This is a genomic window from Parahoeflea alexandrii, from assembly GCF_024105735.1.
Lineage (GTDB): Bacteria > Pseudomonadota > Alphaproteobacteria > Rhizobiales > Rhizobiaceae > Hoeflea > Hoeflea alexandrii.
On sequence record NZ_JAAAML010000003.1, the window covers coordinates 372,483 to 393,606 of the forward strand.

At 62.9% G+C, this 21,124-nt stretch carries 19 protein-coding genes and 1 other RNA gene; 13 read left to right on the plus strand and 7 right to left on the minus strand.

All coding sequences use genetic code 11. The annotated features are described in order from the left end of the window. Positions 1 to 56 precede the first annotated feature (56 nt). Positions 57 to 3,953, plus strand: coding sequence for an AsmA family protein (locus GTW23_RS16645; RefSeq protein ID WP_486651771.1), 3,897 nt, complete (start codon positions 57 to 59; stop codon positions 3,951 to 3,953). Positions 3,954 to 4,076: 123 nt separating this feature from the next. Here the strand turns inward: GTW23_RS16645 and GTW23_RS16650 are convergent, their stop codons facing one another. The 4 genes from GTW23_RS16650 to ssrA form a co-directional block, all read right to left on the minus strand. Then, positions 4,077 to 4,322: a ribbon-helix-helix domain-containing protein gene (locus tag GTW23_RS16650; RefSeq protein WP_252916613.1), complete on the minus strand. Its 246-nt coding sequence runs from the start codon at positions 4,320 to 4,322 to the stop codon at positions 4,077 to 4,079. Positions 4,323 to 4,325: 3 nt separating this feature from the next. Further along, a complete protein-coding gene (locus GTW23_RS16655) occupies positions 4,326 to 4,541 on the minus strand; it encodes a DUF4169 family protein (RefSeq protein WP_252916614.1) in 216 nt (71 codons plus the stop codon). Between the two features lie 13 nt (positions 4,542 to 4,554). Then, positions 4,555 to 5,118, minus strand: a complete 564-nt coding sequence (locus GTW23_RS16660; RefSeq protein ID WP_252916615.1) for an SspB family protein — start codon at positions 5,116 to 5,118, stop codon at positions 4,555 to 4,557. A gap of 248 nt (positions 5,119 to 5,366) precedes the next feature. Continuing rightward, positions 5,367 to 5,737: a transfer-messenger RNA gene (gene ssrA / locus GTW23_RS16665) on the minus strand. Between the two features lie 116 nt (positions 5,738 to 5,853). On the opposite strand from ssrA, the gene GTW23_RS16670 reads away from it, so the two are divergent. The 10 genes from GTW23_RS16670 (at position 5,854) to GTW23_RS16715 (ending at position 15,491) form a co-directional block, all read left to right on the plus strand. Beyond that, positions 5,854 to 6,162, plus strand: a complete 309-nt coding sequence (locus tag GTW23_RS16670) for a DUF2853 family protein (protein WP_152009425.1) — start codon at positions 5,854 to 5,856, stop codon at positions 6,160 to 6,162. 218 nt (positions 6,163 to 6,380) lie between these two features. Further along, on the plus strand, positions 6,381 to 7,541 hold the full coding sequence (locus GTW23_RS16675) for a WD40/YVTN/BNR-like repeat-containing protein (protein ID WP_252916974.1): 1,161 nt from the start codon (positions 6,381 to 6,383) through the stop codon (positions 7,539 to 7,541). Positions 7,542 to 7,725: 184 nt separating this feature from the next. Beyond that, the gene (locus tag GTW23_RS16680; RefSeq protein ID WP_252916616.1) at positions 7,726 to 8,520 is read left to right on the plus strand and encodes a thymidylate synthase; all 795 of its coding nucleotides are present in this window, start codon (positions 7,726 to 7,728) and stop codon (positions 8,518 to 8,520) included. 2 nt (positions 8,521 to 8,522) lie between these two features. Further along, the gene (locus GTW23_RS16685) at positions 8,523 to 8,873 is read left to right on the plus strand and encodes a MazG nucleotide pyrophosphohydrolase domain-containing protein (RefSeq protein WP_244615195.1); all 351 of its coding nucleotides are present in this window, start codon (positions 8,523 to 8,525) and stop codon (positions 8,871 to 8,873) included. Then, a complete protein-coding gene (locus GTW23_RS16690) occupies positions 8,866 to 9,381 on the plus strand; it encodes a dihydrofolate reductase (RefSeq protein ID WP_152009422.1) in 516 nt (171 codons plus the stop codon). The genes GTW23_RS16685 and GTW23_RS16690 overlap by 8 nt, the downstream gene beginning before the upstream one ends. 143 nt (positions 9,382 to 9,524) lie before the next feature. Continuing rightward, on the plus strand, positions 9,525 to 10,640 hold the full coding sequence (gene hflK / locus GTW23_RS16695; protein WP_152009421.1) for an FtsH protease activity modulator HflK: 1,116 nt from the start codon (positions 9,525 to 9,527) through the stop codon (positions 10,638 to 10,640). After that, on the plus strand, positions 10,640 to 11,593 hold the full coding sequence (gene hflC, locus GTW23_RS16700; protein WP_152009420.1) for a protease modulator HflC: 954 nt from the start codon (positions 10,640 to 10,642) through the stop codon (positions 11,591 to 11,593). The genes hflK and hflC overlap by 1 nt, the downstream gene beginning before the upstream one ends. Before the next feature lie 16 nt (positions 11,594 to 11,609). After that, complete coding sequence (locus GTW23_RS16705) at positions 11,610 to 11,798, plus strand: DUF2065 domain-containing protein (RefSeq protein WP_152009419.1); 189 nt, start codon at positions 11,610 to 11,612, stop codon at positions 11,796 to 11,798. 106 nt (positions 11,799 to 11,904) lie between these two features. Beyond that, the gene (locus GTW23_RS16710) at positions 11,905 to 13,380 is read left to right on the plus strand and encodes a DegQ family serine endoprotease (protein ID WP_244615194.1); all 1,476 of its coding nucleotides are present in this window, start codon (positions 11,905 to 11,907) and stop codon (positions 13,378 to 13,380) included. Between the two features lie 329 nt (positions 13,381 to 13,709). Beyond that, positions 13,710 to 15,491 carry a B12-binding domain-containing radical SAM protein gene (locus GTW23_RS16715; protein WP_252916617.1) on the plus strand — a complete coding sequence of 594 codons (1,782 nt, stop codon included), beginning with the start codon at positions 13,710 to 13,712 and terminating at the stop codon, positions 15,489 to 15,491. Between the two features lie 278 nt (positions 15,492 to 15,769). Here the strand turns inward: GTW23_RS16715 and GTW23_RS16720 are convergent, their stop codons facing one another. Then, positions 15,770 to 16,324, minus strand: coding sequence for a GNAT family N-acetyltransferase (locus GTW23_RS16720; RefSeq protein WP_252916618.1), 555 nt, complete (start codon positions 16,322 to 16,324; stop codon positions 15,770 to 15,772). Beyond that, entirely contained in the window at positions 16,321 to 17,211 is an 891-nt protein-coding gene (gene serB / locus GTW23_RS16725; protein ID WP_252916619.1) for a phosphoserine phosphatase SerB, read from the minus strand. Before serB ends, GTW23_RS16720 begins: the two co-directional genes overlap by 4 nt. Here serB and miaA point away from each other — a divergent pair. Next, on the plus strand, positions 17,210 to 18,115 hold the full coding sequence (gene miaA, locus GTW23_RS16730) for a tRNA (adenosine(37)-N6)-dimethylallyltransferase MiaA (RefSeq protein WP_252916620.1): 906 nt from the start codon (positions 17,210 to 17,212) through the stop codon (positions 18,113 to 18,115). The genes serB and miaA overlap by 2 nt on opposite strands. A gap of 109 nt (positions 18,116 to 18,224) precedes the next feature. After that, positions 18,225 to 18,998 (plus strand): GGDEF domain-containing protein, encoded by a 774-nt coding sequence (locus GTW23_RS16735; RefSeq protein WP_152009414.1) that lies wholly within the window; start codon positions 18,225 to 18,227, stop codon positions 18,996 to 18,998. Positions 18,999 to 19,116: 118 nt separating this feature from the next. On the opposite strand, the gene GTW23_RS16740 is transcribed toward GTW23_RS16735, so the two are convergent. Further along, positions 19,117 to 21,090, minus strand: a complete 1,974-nt coding sequence (locus tag GTW23_RS16740) for an ATP-binding protein (protein ID WP_252916621.1) — start codon at positions 21,088 to 21,090, stop codon at positions 19,117 to 19,119. Positions 21,091 to 21,124: the final 34 nt, after the last annotated feature.

The following is a 21,124-nucleotide window of genomic DNA, read 5'->3' on the forward strand; positions in this document are numbered from 1 at the left end:
GCGCGGTCGTGCTGACCGCAAGGGAGGATTGAAAGCTGGTACGGATCTTTGTTGCCATTGGCGGATTGCTTGTTCTGGCGCTGTTTACGGCACTGATTGCGCCCTATTTCATCGACTGGAGCAGCTACCGGACAGCGTTCGAGGCCGAGGCAAGCCGGATCATCGGCCAGCCGGTCAAGGTGCGCGGCGACGCGGATGCGCGGCTGCTGCCGTTTCCTTCGGTCACGTTCTCGGATGTGGTTGTTGGCGAAGAGGCCGAGCCGGCCATGACCATCAGCCGGTTCTCCATGGATGCGGAACTGGCGCCGTTCCTGAGCGGCGAGGTGCTGATCTTCGACATGCGGGTGGAGGCTCCGAAGGCACTTGTCCGGGTTCTTGAGGATGGCAGGCTCGACTGGGCGCTCAAGCGCAAGCCGACGCCGCCGGGTGATCTGGTGGTGCTCGAACGGGTCACCATCAGCGACGCCGACATCACCATTGCCGACGACCAGAACGGCCGCACCCACCGTCTGCGCGACATCGACGCGCTGGTCTCGGCGAAGTCACTCTCAGGCCCCTGGACAGTTGAAGCCGAGGGCGAGATCGCCGGCCATCGCGGCGGGGTGTCGATCACCACCGGGATTGCCCAGTCCGACGGCTCGATCCGGATGCGGGTGAGGGCGGTGCCCGACGACTGGCCGGTGCTGCTTGAAACCGAGGGCGAGGCGCGGATCGAGGACAACAAGCCGGTCTATGACGGCCTGTTCACGTTCACCGCCCTGTCGGATCCGGGCGAGGGTGGTGTTGTCTCGGCGAAACCGCTGCTGGTCGCCAAGGGCGATTTCGCCGCGACCAACGAGCGCCTCGCCATCGAGGAATGGCGGGCCGAGATCGGATTTTCGGCAGATCCCTATATCGTCACCGGACAGGCCACCATCGACACCGGGCCAAATCCCGAATTCCTGCTGATTGCCGACGGGCAGCAGATCGACATGGACCGCTTGTCGGGCGATGAAGCCCCCGCCGATGAGACGGTCGCAGCAGTGCCGCTGGGCCAGCGGCTTGCCCTCGTCAACGCGATGATCGACCGGCTGCCGCCGCCACCGCTGCCCGGACGCATCTCGCTCAATCTGCCTGCGATCGTTGCCGGGGATACCACCTTGCGGCAAATCACGCTCGATGCCCGGCCCGATGGCAATGCCTGGCTGGTCGACAGCTTTTCCGCCAATCTTCCCGGCCGCACAACGGTGGAAGCGCGCGGCCGCCTGGTCTCCGGAACCGGTGCCGGTTTCGACGGGACCCTGACGGTCGCCTCGACCCAGCCCTCGGGCCTTGCCAACTGGCTGGTCGGCGATGTCGATCCGGTGATCCGTCGCCTCGGCGCTGCGGGGTTCTCCGCCAATGTCAGCCTGTCTCCGTTGCTGCAGCGCTTCGAGGCCCTGGAGGTTGCGGTCGGTCCGGCCATTCTCAAGGGAAGGCTCGAACGCCAGACGCCTCAGACCGGTGCACCTTCGCTCTCCGTCGAACTGGCGGGCGACACGTTCGACGCCGATGCGGTGCGGGCGCTTGTGCTGCTCGCCGGCGCCGAGAGCAACGCGGTCCGCCCGCTTGATGAGTACAATTTGGCGGGCCGTATTCAGGCCGACACCTTCGCTATCGGCGATTATCGCCTCGCAGGCCTGGACAGCTCCATGGTCTGGCGCAATGGCGAACTGACCGTCGAGCGGCTGCAGTTCGATGATTTCGGCGGCGCTTCGGGAGAATTCAGCGGCACCGTGACCGGGTCTTTTGCAGCGCCGGCCGGCGAGATCACCGGGCGGCTTGAAGCCGCGAACGCTGCCGGGCTGTTCGTTCTTGCCGAGCGCATCAGCGGCGGCCATCAGCTAATCCGCCGTCTTGGAGCAAACGGCACCGCCTTCGATCAGTTGAGCGCGGATGTGAGGCTGACGCTTGATCCCGATGCCGGCCCTGCGCTTAATCTCAGCGGTGTCACCGGTGGCAGCAGCTACCGGGTCACCGCGTCGGGCACTGGCCTTGCGCCGGGCGGAGACGGCCCCAAAACCATTACCATCACAGCGGAGAACTCCGAAGCCTACCGGATTATCGAGCAGCTCGGTTATGCGGTCCTGCCGCTCGAGGGCGTGGGGCCAGCGGCACTGCAGCTCAACGCCTCCGGCGGCGCCGATGACGGCGACCTGGTGATAGACGCCCAACTGACCGCAGCCGGCGCGCAAGTGACGCTCGACGGCAATGCACGCATCCCGGCGGTGGAACCCTCGTCAGGTCTTTTCAAACTGGCCGTGACCGCGGACGATGTCGAGCCGTTCGTGATGATGTTCGGCCACTCGCTGCCCCAGGCCGGAGCCGGACTGCCCGTGTCGATGACGGCAAGCCTGGCCATGAACGATGACATGCTGCTGCTCTCGGAGATCGCGGGAAGGGCCGAAGAAAATGCCTTTGCAGGCCGGCTTGAGTTCGACCGGTCAGCGGCCGATATCTCCGGCGAAGGCCGGTTGCGTGTTGATTTCGCAAATCTCGAATGGCTGGCCGAACTGGCGCTCGGGCCGCAACTCTTCGGCAATGACGGTGCGACCTGGAGCGATCAGCCATTCCTTCCGCCGGCCCCCGGCCAGCCGCAGTTGCGGATCGCGCTCGAGGCCGGGCAGATCGATCTCTCCCGCGGTGGCGTGGCCCGTAACGTCAAGGCCGACCTTTCCACCGGCCTCGGCCTGATGGCGCTTGAAAACGTGGAGGCCGACTGGTTTGGCGGCCGTCTGGGTGGCCGTGTCTCGCTGAGCAATGCAGATGGCTCGGTGTTCCTGTCGGGCCGGATCGACGCCGGGGGGGCCGACCTTGCCGCTCTTGAGCGCGCGGTGCGCGGCGCTTCCGTGTTTTCGGGCACGTCCAGCGCCAGCGTCAGCCTCGAAGGCACCGGCAAATCCCTGCGCGAACTCGTGTCTTCGCTTGCCGGCGGCGGCGAGCTTTCGGTCGGGGACCTGGCCGTTGCCGGCCTCGACCCGACCGCTTTTGACCGCATCCTCGGCAGGGCAGATCGCGAGGGCTTCGAGATCGAGACGGGCGCGGTGGCTGAGCTGGTAGACGAGCTGATGAGCGGCGGCGAAATGACAGCGGAAAACCTGAGCCTGCCGTTCACCCTGACCGGCGGTGTCATGCGCTTCAGCAATACCGGGTTCAGCGATGAAGGGGCGGAACTGGCCGGCGACGCCCGGGTGGACCTCGTCGGCCTGCGGCTCCAGTCGGACTGGCGGCTGACATTCGAGCCGGGTGTCGAGGCTATTGCCGGTGGCGACCCTTCGGTGGTGTTCACGCTTGGTGGCCTGCTGGTTGATCCGGCCGTATCGATCGATGCCGGCCAGCTGACAAACTATCTTTCGATGCGGGCCTTCGAGCGCGAGCGCCGCAAGGTCGAACTGCTGCAGGCTGGGGTTGTCGAGAAGCAGCGGCTGCGCCGCGAGATCGCGCTTCTGAACGAACGCGCGGCTCAGCGCGAGGCCGCCGAAGCCGCACGGTTGGCCGCAGAGGAGGCTGCCCGGATCGCCGCGGAGCAGGAGGCGCAACGGGCCGCTGAACAGGCCGCCCGTGAGGCCGAAGAACAGGCTCAGCGCGACCGGGAGCAGCAGGCCGCGGCCCAACGCGCCGCGGAGGAAGCCGCGCGGCTTGCGGCGGAAGAACAAGAACGGCAGGCCGAGGAAAAGGCGCGGCGTCTTCAGCAGGAACGGCAAGCGGCCCAGCGGGCTGCAGAGGAGGCCGCGCGGCAGGAAGGCCTTGCGGATGAGCAAGGCGCGATTGAGCGCCGGCCGTTGCCGAGCCCGCTCGAGAGCCCGCCCAATTCACCGGCCGATCCGCCCTCGGCCATCGCCGACGATCCGCAAGCCCGGGATCTGCCACGGTTGCGATTTGACGATCTGCCCGGTGTCGAGGACCCCATCCGCAGCCTGATCGACGGAAATTAACCGGCTCCGCCGGACTTTGCTTGCCGGCGTCCGGGTTGTTTCTGCTGGTTGCGGTATCTCTCCAACGACGCGACCGCGGGTCGCCCGGGCCCCTCGTATCTGGGCGCGCGAGTTGCAGCGGCCTCAGTCGTGCGAAATGGTCTCATCCCGGCGCTTGAGCGCCCAGTCGAGCACGGCGAGCCGGATGGCCGATGACAGGTTGACCGGTGTGACTTGCGCGCTGTCGATCTCGGCAATCAGGGCTGCGACCGCGATGTTGCGCTCATCGGCCATCTGCCTGAGCGCATCCATGAACGCGTCTTCGAGTGTGATGCTGGTGCGGTGGCCGCGAATGCTCACCGAATGTTTGCGCATACGGCCTTCGGCCATGCCCTAGGAGGTTCCCTTGTCGGGCTCGGGTGCCGATGTGTCCGGTTCGCGGCGTGAGGCATCGAGTTCGCGGTCAGCCTTTTCGTTGCGGGCCCGCGCCAGCGTGCGTTCAGCCTTGGAACGACCGTGCTCAAACCGGTTGCGTTCGGCCTCGGCCTCCCTGGCGGTGCGGTCGCGCCGCTTGCGGGCCATGCGCAGATTGACGACGTCGCCGCTCACAGCACTGCTCTCGTCAGTTCTTCTTGCGGAAGGAATCGAGCGAGACCACATCCGCGCCAGGCTTCTTCGACCCGTCGGGATCGGTGTCGTCATCATCGCCATTGTCCGCGGCGGCTGCATCGTCCTTGGCCGAGGGCTCGACAAGCCGTTCGATGGTGCCTGCCAGTTCCGCGCGGTCGTCATCCTCGTCGTCGCCGCCATCATTGGCTGCCACATCGAGAACGGTGTCGAACTCCAGTTCGAAATTGACCGACGGATCGTAAAACCCGCGGATGGCGGCAAACGGCACCACCAACTTCTCGGGTTTGTCGGAAAAGGACAGGCCGATCTCGAACAGCGATTCCGTCACTTTCAGGTCCCAGAACTGGTGCTGCACCACGATGGTCATCTGCTCCGGGTAGCGCTCCTTGAGCGCGGTCGAAATCCGCACGCCCGGGGCTTCGGTGAGGAAAGTGATGAAAAAATGATGGTCGCCCGGCAGGTAGCCGGTCACTGCCACTTCGGACAGCACCTTGCGGATCACGCCACGCAGCGCGTCCTGGGCAAGAATGTCGTATCGAATGTGGTCTTGCGGCATCAGCGCGTTCTTTCCTGTCTGGGCTCGGTTGGGGAGCCAATTCGCATTGATCAGGGCGGTTTGCTGCCGCTGATTCATTTATCTTTCTTAGCGGAAAGCCGGTTTGCTTGAAAGCTGTGTTGCGGGAGAAAGCCGGATTGTATCCGCAAACATTCACTACACAGCGCATCCGGCGGTCCGGAACCTGCGGCGTTCCCGGCTGCATGCGGAAGGGGCTGTTGGATGCGCCCGGTCTGCGCAGGAGGGAAAGTGGAGGTTTCTGTTGCCAGGTACCTCCGAACCCCGCCTAGAAGTGCGACCCCCTAGGACTTAATTTGAAGTGTCACACCGCCATTAGGCAGCGAGACGAGCTTCCGCATAGTTGTCGTTTGCAACTACAAGTTTAGCCCGATAACGGTGGTACAATGCCGAACAAAAAGTCGCTCTTTACACCCTCGTCGATCCTGTTTCGCCCCCATCATCATCCGGCCGTAAGGCCTTTGCGGCGTGTCGCCGGATCATGGTGGAGGCGCCGGGTACCGCCCCCGGGTCCGAATGGTTTATTGCAACGCTCGTTTATTGTCATAGCTGCTTGCGCAGCACTCCCAATATAGGGGGCCTCCCCCCCGATGAAAAGGGGTTAATCACCGCAACGGACTATTGACAGCTTCTGCTTCCGCGCCAAACATGCAGATGTTGAATTGCTAACGGAGGGCGGTTCCGGGAGGGGCGGCTTCCAGTCCAAGGGGAATATCCATGACTGACTACGCAGCCGATGTGAAGAAATATGACGCCGGTGCATCCGATGAAATCATCGGCAAGATTGTCAAGCATCTCGGAATTGCACTGAGAAGCCGCGATTCTTCGATGGTTGCTTGTTCGGATCCGTCGGAGCTTGCGCGCGTTTCTGAAAAATGGTGTGGCAAGAAGCTCGGCGTCAGCGGGGCTGCCGCAGATGATGCAGTCGCCAAGGTCTGCGAAATGATGAAGGGCGACAACTCCAAGGCGCGCGTGACCTTCTACTATCTGGTCGCCAAGGAACTCGGCAAACTCGGCGATCTCTGATCCCGAGCCGCCAGATCTGCAAAATCCCGCCATGGTCAGTCCGGCCATGGCGGGATTTGTATATCCCGACAGCGGATGAGCAGGCACCCATCGTGCATGGCCTGAACCACTGTCCTCCAAGCCATACATGAGCGGCAGCGGATATCGCTCTGTCCCTTGCTAGGCACCGGGCAGGGCCGGTGGTATTGTCCTCTCCGGGTTGGAGGAGGGTGATCGTGATGGCTACCGGCGGCATCACCATTCTGGTCGGCACCACAAAGGGTGCCTTCCTGATTTCAGGCGGAGACAGCCGTGCAGGCTGGACCGTCAGCGGACCGTTCTGCGAAGGCTGGCCGATCAACCACATCGTTGGTGATCCGGCGACGGGAGCGCTCTGGGCCGCGGGCGGCGGCGACTGGCACGGGGCCGGCGTCTGGCGCTCTCTCGATGGCGGCGGCACCTGGGAGCTTGCGCGGTTGACGCGCGGCACGATGGATGACTGGGCCGAGAACGACCCGGACTTCGCGGCCATGATCGGCTGGAACGGCGAGGTCTTGCCGTTCACCGACACGTTCTCGCAGATCTGGTCGCTGGGCCATGCCCACGGCACGCTCTATGCCGGAACCAAGCCCGCCAGCCTGCTGGCGAGCACCGATGGCGGGATATCGTGGGAAAAGGTCGAGGGTCTGAGCAATCATCCCTCCGCCGGCAGCTGGAACCCCGGCGCCGCAGGCCTGGTGCTGCACACCATCGTCGCCGATCCGGCGGATCCGAAAAAGCTCTGGATCGGCATCTCCGCCGCCGGCGTGTTCGCCACCGAGGATGGCGGCGTCACCTGGGAGCGGCGCAACCGCCTTTCCAATTCAGACAATTGCGGCCATCACGATCATCCAGCCGCGCCGCGTGACGGCGAGATCGGCCATTGCGTGCACAACATGATGCGTGCGCCGGGAGCCGGCGACCTGCTGTACCAGCAGAACCATCACGGTGTGTGGCGCTCGGTCGACGGGGGGCGCAACTGGGATGACATCACCGAAGGGCTGCCTTCGACATTCGGGTTTCCCATCCGGGTGCATCCGCGCGACCCCGACACCATCTGGACCCTGCCGCTCAACGGCGACAGCCAGGGCCGCTATCCGCCCGATGCGGCGGCGGCGGTCTGGCGTTCGCGCGATGGCGGGGCAAGCTGGCAGGATCTGCGTCAGGGCCTGCCGCAGCAAAGCTGCTTTTTTACCGTGTTGCGCCAGGCCATGGCAGGCGATGCGCGGGACCCGGCCGGGATCTATTTCGGCACCAACTCGGGCTCGGTCTTCGCCAGCCTCGACGAGGGCGACAGCTGGGACGAGATCGCCCGGCACCTGCCGACGATCCTGGCCGTCGAGGTGCTGGACCGGGCCTGACCTTGAAAACCGGAAACCGTATTAGCGCAGGGTAATGGAAATCCTAAAACAAGCTTTTGTGCGAGTTGCCGGATTCAATCTGACAAGCTGAGCAACCCGGTTACGGGGATAACCCGCCCGCAGCGTTTAAGCCCGCGCCCAAACCAGCTAGGATCGCACTTCCTCGAATCATCAAGCGGCGGCCATGCAGCAATATCACGACCTTCTCCGTCTGGTTCTCGACCAGGGTTTTGACCGCGACGACCGCACCGGGACCGGCACGCGCAGCATCTTTGGCCACCAGATGCGCTTCGATCTGGCGGCGGGCTTCCCGGCGCTGACCACCAAGAAGCTGCATCTCAAGTCGATCATCCACGAGTTGCTGTGGTTCCTCAAGGGCGACACCAATATCGCCTATCTCAAGGCCAACGGCGTTTCGATCTGGGACGAGTGGGCCGATGAGAACGGCGACCTCGGTCCGGTCTACGGCGCGCAATGGCGCTCCTGGCCCGCGCCCGACGGCACAACCATCGATCAGATCGCGGGTGTCGTCCGCCAGATCGAGACCAATCCGTCCTCGCGACGTCACATCGTGTCGGCATGGAACCCGGCTGAGGTCGACAACATGGCGCTGCCACCGTGCCATTGCCTGTTCCAGTTCTATGTCGCCGATGGCAAGCTCTCCTGCCAGCTCTACCAGCGCTCCGCCGACATCTTCCTCGGCGTGCCCTTCAACATCGCCTCCTATGCGCTTCTGACCATGATGGTGGCGCAGGTGACCGGCCTCAAGCCGGGCGATTTTGTCCACACGCTCGGCGATGCCCACATTTACAAGAACCACTTCGATCAGGCGCATCTGCAGCTTTCGCGCGAGCCGAAGGCTTTGCCGGTGATGCGGATCAACCCGGATGTCACCGACCTGTTCGCCTTCACCTACGAGGATTTCAGCCTCGAGGGCTACGACCCGCACCCGGCGATTTCAGCGCCGATCGCGGTGTGACCGTGGAATTGCACGAAATTCAGCAGAAGGTGGAAGCGGTTTCACGGATCTACGCAAAGAACTGCGATGTCCGCCGCGACGACGACTGGTATTTTCTCAAGATGCAGGAAGAGACCGGCGAACTGCTGCAGGCGTGGCTCCGCTTGACCGGACGCGGTCGCCAGAAGGGTGACACCGACGCCCAGATCCGGCAACAGCTTGAGGATGAACTCGCAGACTGCCTGGCCCAAATTCTCCTGATCGCCGAACGTTTCGATGTCGACGTGGAGAAGGCCGCCGAGCGGAAGTGGTTCAAATATCTGCCCGGAGACAATGATACCGAGAATAAAGATGCCGGAAATGCCGATGAATAGCCCTAAAATCGTCCTCGTCGCAGCCCATGCCCGCAACGGCGTGATCGGCCGCGACGGCGACATGCCCTGGCGGCTGCCATCCGATCTCAAGCATTTCAAGGCGGCAACGCTTGGTACGCCGGTGATCATGGGCCGCAAGACCTATCTTTCCATCGGCCGGCCGCTGCCGGGCCGCGCCAACATCGTGGTTTCGCGGTCTGGGTTTTCTGCCGAAGGGGTGGAAACGGTCACAAGCCTCGACGACGCGCTTGAACTGGCAAGGGACCGCGCAGGCGAGACCGGCGCCGACCGGGTATCCGTCATCGGCGGCGGCCAGATCTATGCCCTCGCCATCTCTCTTGCCGACGAACTCCTGCTCACCGAGGTCGACGCCGAGATCGAGGGGGACACGATCTTCCCCGCCATTGATTCGAGCCTGTGGCAAAAGGTCAGTCTGTCCGATCCGGTAAAGACCGAAAAAGACAGCCATACTGTCCGTTTTGCCGTCTGGCTGCGACAAAACCGATAATTCGACCGGATTATGTGGCAATCGGCATCTGATCACACGATGCCGCGTTGAAAGCCGCGGGCGCGATACCTATAACGTGGACAACGTGCAAGCACCGGAAAGTTTCCGGCGCGTGCCATAACACGGTTTGGAAAGAGGTCTTGATGCCCTGGAGCAATCAAAACGGAGGAGGCGGCGGCCCATGGGGCGGCGGCGGTAATGGTGGTGGCAACAATCAGGGACCGTGGGGCAAGGGCCCCCAGCCGCCACGTGGCGGTGGCAATCCGCCCGATCTTGAGGAGTTGATCCGCCGCGGACAGGACAAGTTGCGCCAGGCCTTCCCGGGCGGTGGCGGATCCGGTTCCGGAAGCTCGAAACTGATTGTTGGCCTTGTTGCACTTGGTCTGGTCGGCCTCTGGCTGATGCAGTCCGTCTACACGGTCCAGCCCGATGAGCGCGGCGTCGAGCTGCGCTTCGGCAAGCCCAAGGAAGAGATCTCCCTGCCTGGCCTGCACATGATCTTCTGGCCGTTCGAAACCGTCGAACTGGCAACCATCGTCGAACGTGAAATGAGCACCGGCGGATCGTCCCGCACCGGTTCGAGCGACGGCCTGATGCTGTCCGGTGACCAGAACATCGTCGATGTCGAGTTCAAGCTGCTCTATTCGGTCCAGGATCCGGCGGCGTTTCTGTTCAATATCGCCCGACCGGAAGATACTTTGCGCCAGATAGCCGAAAGCGCCATGCGCGAAGTGGTTGGCCGCAGACCGGCCCAGGATATTTTCCGCGACAACCGTGAGGCCATCGCCACGGAAGTGCGAACCATCATCCAGAGCGGGATGGACGCTTTCCCGTCCGGCATTGCCATCAACCAGGTTGCCATCGAGGACGCAGCGCCGCCGCGGGAAGTGGCCGACGCCTTTGACGAGGTGCAGCGCGCCGAACAGGACGAGGATCGCTTCGTCGAAGAAGCCAACCAGTATGCCAACCAGAAGCTCGGTCAGGCCCGCGGTGAGGGCGCCCAGCTTCGCGAAGAAGCCTCCGCCTACAAGGACCGTGTCGTCAATGAGGCGACCGGTGAGGCGGGCCGTTTCATTTCGGTCTACGAGGAATATGCCAAGGCGCCGGAAGTTACCCGGTCGCGCCTTTACCTCGAAACACTCGAGCGGGTTCTCGGCGGATCTGACAAGGTCATCATCGAACAGAGCGGAGGCGGCGCAGGCGTCGTGCCCTATCTGCCCTTGCCGGAAGTCCGCAAGAATGCAGGAGGCACAAACTAATGGCTAACCGTCTTCCCCTTATCGGCGGCCTGCTGGCCGTCATCATCTTCATCGTCTGGTCGTCGATCTTTGTGGTCAACGAACGCGAGCAGGCAATCGTCGTCCGCTTCGGTGAAATCCAGAGCGTCAAGACAGAGCCTGGCCTCTATTTCAAGCTGCCTTTCGCGTTCATCGATGCCGATACCGTGCAGTATGTCGAGGACCGCGTGCTTCGCTTTGACCTGGATGATATCCGGGTACAGGTTTCCGGCGGCAAGTTCTACGAAGTCGACGCATTCGTGCTTTACAAGATCGCCGATGCGAGAAGGTTTCGCCAGACCGTCTCCGGCGATCAGGTGGCAGCCGAATCCCGGCTTCGTACCCGCCTGAACTCCGCCCTTCGTACGGTTTACGGTCTGCGCGGCTTTGAATCGGCCTTGTCGGAAGAACGCACATCGATGATGCGTGAAGTGCGTGATCAGTTGCGTCCGGAAGCCGAATCGCTCGGACTGCGCATTGATGATGTGCGCATCCGTCGGACCGACCTCACTCAGGAAGTCTCGCAGCAGACCTACGAACGGATGAAGGCCGAGCGTCTGGCCGAGGCTGAACTGATCCGTGCACGAGGCAACGAGGCAGCGCAGCGCATTCGCGCTATTGCCGACCGTCAGGTCGTCGAGATCGTCTCCGAGGCAGCCCGTGACTCGGAAATCATCCGGGGTGAGGGCGACGGCGAACGCAACCGCATCTTTGCCGAGGCATTCGCACGCGATCCGGAATTCTTCGAGTTCTACCGTTCGATGAACGCCTACAGCCAGGCCTTGGCCGATACCGGCACCACCATGGTGTTGTCGCCCTCGTCGGAGTTCTTCAGGTACTTCAACAACAGTGCCGCGGGTTCCGGCGCTGCAGTGCCGGCGACCCCGGCTGCGGCACAGGCACCGGCAGCACCTGCGGCTGATACGGGCAACTGATGGACGGAGATCGCCGGTGAGCACGTTCTTCCTGGCGGTCGGACTTGTGCTTGTAGTGGAGGGGCTGGCCTATGCGCTGGCCCCTTCTTTTATCCGGCGCATGGCCGAGCAGCTTCCCCGTCTCGCCGATGAGCACCTGCGCATTTTTGGCGTGGCGGCGCTGGCGATCGGCGTCGGTCTGGTCTATCTGGCGAGGCACCTTTGATACGCCGGATCGTGCTAAAACGAACACAGGGCTGGATGTGCCGCGTCAGTGCCATATCTGCTTATCCGGTGGCGAAGAAACAGTGTCGTTCAAGGAGACCGTCTCAATGAGAAGAATTCGTTTTCGCTCTGTGCGAATGGCATTGGCAGCGGCTATGCTGGTGGCATCCCCGATGGTGGCGCCGGCCTATTCGCAATCGGCGCCCGGGCCTGTGTCGGTTGCCGACCTGGCCGAGGGACTGCTCGACGCCGTGGTCAACATTTCCACCTCGCAGAATGTTGGCGGCGGGCGCACGCAGCCGCGGATGCGGGCACCGGAAGGCTCGCCCTTCCAGGATTTCTTTGATGAATTCTTCAACGACCGGCAGGGGCAGGGACCACGCAACCGCAAGGTTTCATCCCTCGGCTCGGGTTTTGTCATTGATGCCGAGCAAGGCATCATCGTCACCAACAATCACGTCATCGAAGGCGCCGACGACATCGAGGTCAACTTCGCTGATGGATCGAAGCTCAAGGCCGAACTGGTCGGTGCCGATTCCAAGACCGATCTGGCGGTGCTCAAGGTCGAGCCGGTCAAGCCGCTGACCGAGGTGCCGCTCGGAAAATCCGAACAGATGCGCATCGGCGACTGGGTGATGGCCATCGGCAATCCCTTCGGGCTCGGCGGCACCGTGACCGTGGGCATCATTTCGGCGCGCGGACGCGACATCAATTCCGGCCCTTACGACAATTTCATCCAGACCGACGCCGCCATCAACCGCGGCAATTCCGGTGGTCCGCTGTTCAACATGTATGGCGAGGTGATCGGCATCAACACGGCGATCATCTCTCCCTCGGGCGGCTCGATCGGCATCGGTTTTGCCGTGCCGACGGAACTCGCGGTCAACGTCATCGACCAGTTGCGCGAGTTCGGCGAAACCCGCCGCGGCTGGCTCGGCGTGCGCATTCAGCCGGTTACCGACGAGATCGCCGAAAGCCTCGGCATGGCTGAAACCAAGGGCGCGCTGGTCGCCGGCGTCATCCGTGGTGGCCCGGTCGACGACGGGTCCATCGAGCCGGGCGATGTAATCATCCGGTTTGACGGCAAGGATGTCGACAACATGCGGGATTTGCCCCGGGTCGTCGCAGAAAGTCCGGTCGGCAAGGCCGTCGATGTCGTTGTCATTCGCAAGGGCGAGGAGCAAACCGTCAAGGTCACGCTCGGCCGGCTCGAGGACAGCGAACAGCAGGCAGGTCTCGATGATGGCGGCGAGGACGGGTCCGGCCTGCCCGATGCGGTCACCACCGTCGATGTGCTGGGCATGACGCTGGCTGAACTCGATGACGAAGGCCGTCAGGAGTTTGCCATCGCCGACGATGTCGAAGGCGTGGTCATCACCGCCGTGGATCCGGATTCGGCGGCTGCGGAGAAGCGGATTGAACCCGGTGACGTGATTGTCGAGATCGCCCAGGAGGTGGTGGCGACGCCGCAGGACGTGGAAGAGCGGATTGCCGCACTGAGGCAGGACGGCCGCCGCAACGCGCTGCTGATGCTCGCAGGACGGACCGGCGAACTGCGTTTCGTGACCGTTCGCATGGATTGATCCAGCCGGATTTGGGCATGGAAGAAAAGGCGGCCGGTGAGCCGCCTTTTTTGTGACCGGTCCTTCGTGCGAAACCTGTTTCGAGTTGTTCGTGTGGCCGGCTGATGCCTTCAGGCGGCCAATCCGGTCCAAGCGACTTTCCATGCCAGATCCACTGTCCCGGAGGGTCAATCCCGCTCTCCTGATCCCGGCCGGCGGATCAAGCGGTTCACCGAATTGATTTGTGTCCGGTCCGGATTGATGATTGCATGCGGCAGGTTCAAGTTTGGTCCCTGTGGCCTGTTGTGCCGGACCGGGACCTGGACAATGCGTTTGGAGCGGAGACTGTAATGGCAGAATCGGGCGACGCTGAAGGCAGACGGTTTCAACTCGTTCTCATCAAGCCGTCCCACTACGACGATGACGGATATGTTATCCGCTGGTGGAGGTCGATGATCCCGTCGAACTCCCTGGCCGCCGTCTACGGCATCGCTGTCGATTGCGCCGAGCGGGAAGTGCTTGGCCCCGGGGTTGGCATCGACATCGTGGCGATTGATGAGGTCAACACTCGTATCGACATAGCCGGACTCCTGAAGCGGTTCGAGCGCAACGGCAATTTCGGGCTCGTCGCCCTTGTCGGCGTCCAGTCCAATCAGTATCCTCGCGCCCTTGATCTGGCACGGCCGTTCCGCGAAGCCGGACTGCCTGTGTCCATGGGCGGGTTTCATGTCTCGGGCTGTCTGTCCATGCTCGACGGCAAGGCCGTGGGACTGGACCAGTGCCGGGAAATGGGCGTCTCCATGTTCGCCGGCGAGGCTGAAGGTCGCCTCGACGTTGTGCTGCGCGATGCGGCCGCCGGCACACTCGAGCCGGTCTACAATTTCCTCAATGATCTTCCCAATATCGGCGGCACCCCTGTGCCCTTCCTGCCCAAGGACAATGTCCAGCATACTCTGGGTCTGAGCACCAGCTTCGATGCCGGAAGAGGCTGCCCCTACCAGTGCTCCTTCTGCACGATCATCAATGTCCAGGGTCGCAAGTCACGCTTCCGCTCGGCCGATGACGTCGAGAAACTGGTGCGCATGAACTGGGCGCAGGGCATCCACAAGTTCTTCATCACCGACGACAACTTCGCCCGCAACCGCGACTGGGAGGCGATTTTCGATCGCCTCATCGAGCTCAGGGAGAATGACGGCATCCCGCTTGGCCTGATGATCCAGGTCGACACGCTGTGCCACAAGATCGATAACTTCATCGAGAAGGCAAAGCGGGCCGGGGTGACGCGGGTCTTCATCGGGCTCGAAAATGTCAATCCGGACAATCTGGCAGCCGCCAAGAAGCGCCAGAACAAGATCACCGAATACCGCCACATGCTACTCGCCTGGAAGGCGCAGGGCATCATCACGATTGCCGGATACATCCTGGGTTTTCCCGCCGACACCCCTGAGACGATCCGGCGCGACATCGCCATCATCCAGAACGAGTTGCCGCTCGACATCGTCGAGTTCTTCTGCCTGACGCCCTTGCCCGGGTCGGAAGATCACCAGGTCTTGTGGAAGGCGGGCGCCGAGATGGATCCCGACCTGAACATTTATGACGTGGAACACATCTGCATGGCGCACCCGAACATGAGCAAGGCGGAATGGGAAGGCATCTATCGCGAGGCCTGGTCACTCTACTACACGCCTGAGCACATGCGCACACTTCTGCGCCGGGCTGTGGCGACCGGGGTTCCGTTGCACAGCCTGGTCAAGCTCCTGGTCACATTCGCGACCGCCGTGCCGCTTGAAAATATCCATCCGCTGCAGACCGGGATCCTGCGGCTGATGCATCCCTCAGAACGCCGCCCGGGTCTGCCGCGGGAAAACCCGTTTGTCTTCTGGCCGCGGTTCATCTGGCAGAGCCTGCGCAAGAACGCCCTCATCATCGGCAGGATTGTCCACCTTTCGGTCGTTGCCCACCGGATTTCACGGCGGGATGACGCGAAGCGCTACATGGACCAGGCCCTGACACCCGTCGACGATCATGATGACGAAACGCTGGACCTCCTCACCAAGACCACCGGTGGGGCAACCGCCGTGGCCCATCTCAAGAACGTTGCCCGGCTCACAACGGTCTCCAAGGCCGGTTGAGACCGACAGCCGAGACTGCATGCTCCCGTGATCTTGGCCAGCGGGCCTGTCCGCTTGCTGTAGCTCTAGGGCTGCAAGGGCAGGGGGCTTGGAGCCGGTCATCTTTAGATGGAATCGTTTTGACCCAGGGATTTCGTGATCTGGCCGGGAGCGGCAGGCGACGCGGCGCCAGCTTCGTCAAAATCCTCGCCCGGCGCACTTCATCGCGCTTGCGGTTTTTCCTGGTAGGCACGAAAAACCCTGTCCACCAAACCGCCGCCAGCTAAAGATGATTGGCTCTAGCTGCGGGGATCGTCCGGCAGCATCTTGTAATAGACATGCCGGATCAGCTGCGGATGACTTTGCGGGACGTTGGGATGGTCGAAATCGAGCTCCGGCCTCGCCGTCATGCCGATGCGCCGCATCACCGCTGTCGAGCGATGATTGCCGGCCACCGCGAAACTGATGATCCGTTCAAGGCCGAGCTTGTCGAAGCCGAAATCGCGCCAGGCCCGCGCGGCTTCGCTGGCAATGCCCTTGCCCCAGAACTGCGGCGCCATCCGCCAGCCGATTTCCACGGTTCCGTCCGCTACGCCCGGCACGTTTCGTGTCGCGTTCAGCCCCGCGAAGCCGGCGGTCTCTCCCGTCGAGGCAATCTCGATCGCCGCCAGGCCGAAGCCGTTCCTCGTGATCCCGTCCGCAAGCTGATCCATCATCTGGTCCGAGTCCGCACGGCCGCGGCGCATCGGGAAGAACTCCATCACCCGGTCGTCGGAATTGATCAGGTGAAACAGCTCGCGGTCGCTCTCCCGCCAGTTCCGCAGGATCAGCCGCTCGGTCCTGAGCGGCATCATGAGGTGACGAAATCGGCCCGCCGGTAGCCCTGCAGGTAGAGCAGCGCGGTCAGGTCGCCGTGATCGATGCGGATATCGGCCTGCGCCGCCACCGAAGGCTTGGCATGCAGCGCGACGCCCGATCCCGCCCGCTCGAGCATGCCCAGATCATTTGCGCCGTCGCCCACGGCAATCGCGTCGGACGGATCGAGATTGAGCCGGCCGGCGATCTCCTCGAGCGCATCGACCTTGGCCTGCTTGCCGAGGATCGGTTCGCGTACCGTTCCGCTGAGGACGCCGTTGTCGCTTTCAAGCACATTTGCGCGGTTTTCATCAAAGCCGATCATCCCGCCGACGACCGATGTGAACGCGGTGAAGCCGCCGGACACAAGCGCGGTATAGGCGCGGTTTGCCCGCATCGTGCTGACCAGCTCGCGTCCCCCGGGCGTCAGCGTGATGCGGCTGTCGATCACCCTGGCAATCACGTCGACCGGCAGGCCCTTGAGCAGCGCCACCCGCTCCCTCAGCGCCGGCTCGAAGGCGATTTCTCCGTTCATCGCCCGCGCGGTGATTTTCGAGACCTTGTCCTTCAAGCCGACCTCGGCTGCCAGTTCATCGATGCATTCCTGGCCGATCATGGTCGAATCCATGTCCGCGATCAGCAGCTTCTTGCGTCTGGTCTCGGCAAACTGCACGGCCACGTCCACCGGCTGGTCACCGATCACGTCCCTGATCCTGGCCAGCGCAGTCTCCGCGGAAACATCGTTCTTGAGCGCGATGTCGCAGGCCACGCCATCGGCAAGCCAGTAGAGACCGGCGCCGTCCACCGAAGTGACGGCGGCTTCCCCGAGCGCTTGCGTGAGAACAGGGTTTGACGGATTGGCGACAAGCGTGGCAACGAGAGCCATGATGGAAATACTCCAGGAGCAGAAGAACGGGAATGTCTCGGCGGTTCTGATAGCCGGGCCGACCGCCAGCGGCAAGTCCGCCCTGGCGCTCGCGATCGCGCGCGAGCTGGGGGGCGAGATCGTCAACGCCGATTCCATGCAGGTCTATGGCGTGCTCGATCGCCTGACCGCGCGGCCTGCGGTGGATGATCTCAACACGGTTCCGCACCATCTTTACGGCCACGTGCCGCCGGGATCGCTTTACTCCACGGGCATCTGGCTCGATCAGGCAACCGAGGCCATCGCCGGCATCAGGGCGCGCGGCGCGGTGCCGGTGGTCGTTGGCGGTACCGGACTTTACTTCCGCGCGCTCACCGGCGGTCTGTCCGACATGCCGGCCATTCCCGAGCCAATCCGCCAAGAATTGCGCGCCCGGCTGGAGACGGAAGGCGTCGAGGCGCTGCATCGCGAACTTGCCCGGCTCGATCCACGGATGGCCGAACGGCTGCGTCCGGCAGACCGCCAGCGCATTCTGCGCGCGCTGGAAGTGGTTCGCGCCAGCGGCCGCTCGATCACCGAGTTCCAGGGGCGCGGCGGCGCAAGCATAGTCGATCCACGAAGCGCCCGATGCATCGTGCTCGACCCCGAAAGACCTGTGCTGCACGCGCGCATCAATGCCCGTTTCGCACGCATGGTCGAGGAGGGGGCGCTCGACGAGGTCAGGGCACTGCTTGCGCTCGAGGTCCCGCCGCTGCATCCGGCGATGAAGGCCATAGGTGTGCGTCAGCTCGCAGATTACCTTGCCGGTCACACATCGCTTGAACGTGCGGTTGAACTTTCAACCGCCGCCACCCGGCAATACGCAAAGCGGCAGATGACCTGGTTTCGAAACCAAATGGGCGATGAATGGCAAAGAACAGGATAGTGACCTGCCGACTATGCTTGTCATCTTGCGATCTGAACTGAATTGTTAAGTCAAACATAAGGGGTTGGCATTAGTCTTCCATCCACGATGTTTGATTTCAGTTGGGACAATGCGTTTTCACAAGGCTGAGCTGTTTCTGTTTTTGCTGATGCTGCTGATCGGGATCGGCGGTTTTTTCTCGTGGGCGGCCTTTTCCGCTGCGACCGGCGGGATTGTGGTTGGCGGCGTCGAAACGGCAGCGAACTTCGCCTTCATGGGCGCGGTGCTCAGCGCGTTGGCTGTGGTCTGCGGCTCTCTGCTGGTTTTCCCGATCATGACCCGAAGCCTGCGCGAGCGCGGCACCTTGCAGCGCATGACCGAATCTCTCTCGGTCCGCTCGCAGTCCCTGGAGCATGCCGCCGTCACCGACGGCCTGACCGGAATGTACAACCGCCGCTATTTTGACGAGGCGCTTGCCGAATATCTTCAGGCTTTCGGGCAGATCGACAAGCCGATCGGCATGGTCATTCTCGATCTCGATCACTTCAAGAAGGTCAATGACACCCATGGCCACGATGTCGGCGACGAGGTCTTGCGTCAGGTGGCGGATTGCCTGCAGGTCTTCACCCGGTATCACGATGTTCTCGCCCGGCTCGGTGGAGAGGAATTTGCCATCCTGTCCCCTAACATCAACGAACGGCAATTGTTCAACCTGTCCGACCGGATTCGCCAGGCGGTTTCAGATCTCAGGATCATCGATGGCAATGTCACGCTGAGGGTCACCGTCAGCGCCGGGCTTGCGATCTGGGATGGCGTGGAAAGCGGTGAGGAACTCTATCGCCGCGCCGACAAGCAGCTCTACGAGGCCAAGCGCAAGGGCCGCAACCGCGTCTGCGCCGCCTGAAAGCCGCCACGAGCAGAAACAACGCCCTAGTCCATCGGCCAGACGACGGAGAGTCCGGCATTTTCATAAATTAAGGCAAGCGCGGGCCATTTTGACCATGAGGGCCGGTCGTTCGGTGTCAGTCCTTGAGCAGCGAGGACAGCGGCTTTTTCAGCAAAGTCGAGCGAATCGAGTTGAGTTCGTGGCGCGGCGTTGCCGGCGGCGCGGGCCTGTAGTCGCCTGAAGCCGTGCCGGTTTCGCCACCAAATCTCTGCGGCGGTGGTGCGGCGGCTGGTACTCCTGCCTGCGAATGATCGGCATGCCCCAGATCGGTGCTCCGGCGCATCGCCGGCGCGTCGCCGAATTCATCTGCAGGATCGATCGAAGGCATCTGCGGCTTGATCGATGAGGGCTGCGGCCTGTGCGGATCGGGTGCGGGCGCATAGGTCTTCGCGGATTCATCGATATGACGCATGCGCATGACGATCTTGCCCAGGTCGACCGTGTTCGGATCGCCGCGATGCACCGGCTGCAACCCGGAATTCGCCCGCGGCAGCACTTCTTCGGGCACCCGCTCGAACACCATTCGCATTGGAACGGCAACAGCCTCGCCGAAGGCAATCGCTTCGCCGTTGCCGATCGATGACAGGAAGCTCATGGTAGAGGCGGACGAGTCCGGAATGGCCGAACGGATGATGTCCTGGTCACGGTCGTTGGAGAGCCGCATGGCAAACACGGTGGAACACTGCGACAGGATGGTCGGATCGAGTTCGCCCGGACGCTGGGTGATCACGCCGAGGCTGACGCCGTATTTGCGGCCTTCCTTGGCGATCCGGGAGATGGCCTGGCGCGTCGGAAAGAAACCGAGTTTCGGATCGGCGGGAACGTAGCGGTGCGCCTCTTCGCAGACCACGAGAATGCGCACGCCGCCCGCACTCCACAGCGCGATCTCGAAGGCCATCCGGCACAGGATCGAGGCCACCGAATTGACCACTTCGGACGGGATGCCCGCCAGCTGGAAGGTGGTCACCGGCTTGCCTTCCCCGGGAATGCGGAAGATGTGGCTGATGGTGGTCAGGATGGTGTCGTGGATCGTGTTCGAGGAGAACATGAACTCGTAGCGCGGATCGTTGATCGCGGCCTGGATCCGCACCTTGAGCGAACGCAGATGCGGCTTTTCGGCCCGGCCTTCGAGCTTGCCGATGCGCTCGTCGATCAGCGCCAGCAGGTCTGCGACCCGGTAGGGAACCGGCGTGTCGGCTGTCAGCGATGATTTTTCCGGCCCTCGGCGGATCAGCGTCGTGTCGGTGGTCCCCTTGAACATCCGTTTGGCTTCCGGGATCAGATCGCGCAGGACGTCGATTTCCTCGGCGATGGCCGGACGGCCGCGGAACAGGACCTCGGTGAATTCCTCGAGTTTGAACAGCCAGAACGGCAGGTCAAGCGTATCGGTGTCGATCACCACGGACTTGCTCGGAAACGCCGCCGCGAACTCGTTGTGCGGATCGAGAATGAGAACCCTGAGCGAAGGATCGGCGATCAGCGCCTTGTTGAGCAGCAACGTCACCGCCGTGGTCTTGCCGACGCCAGTGGTGCCGACAACGGCGAAGTGCCGCGACAACAGCGACGGAATATGAATGAGTGCGCCCAGAGAGGTGTCCTGCGTCAGCTTGCCGATGACTGCAGTGTCGCTGACACCCGGATCGTAGATGACTGCAAGATCCGCGGAGCGCATCCGGTGCGCCACCGCCCCGAGATAGGGATAATGCGTGATGCCGGCGCTGAATTCCGGTTTGCCGGTAATGCCGGTATGGATCTCGCCAACCAGCTCGACTTCGATGTGCATGACGTTTTCATCGGATTCCGACCATGCGGTCGATGCGGTCTCCATCGAGCAGACAAGCGCCACCACACGGTTGGTGCCGACGCTGATCGAGATCAGCCGCCCCACCGACCAGAGTTCGGCCAGGCCGTTGCCGTCCTTGCCTGCGATCGCGCTGACCGTCGCCTTGGAACCGGAGCAGCCGACCACGCGGCCCATGAGCCGGCTTCCGGGCGGGTAGGTGCCACGGCGCGCGCGGCCGTCCTCCTCGTCAGGAGCCGGTGATGTCATGTCGTTGTCTGTGGTCTGTCCATTATCCATCCCG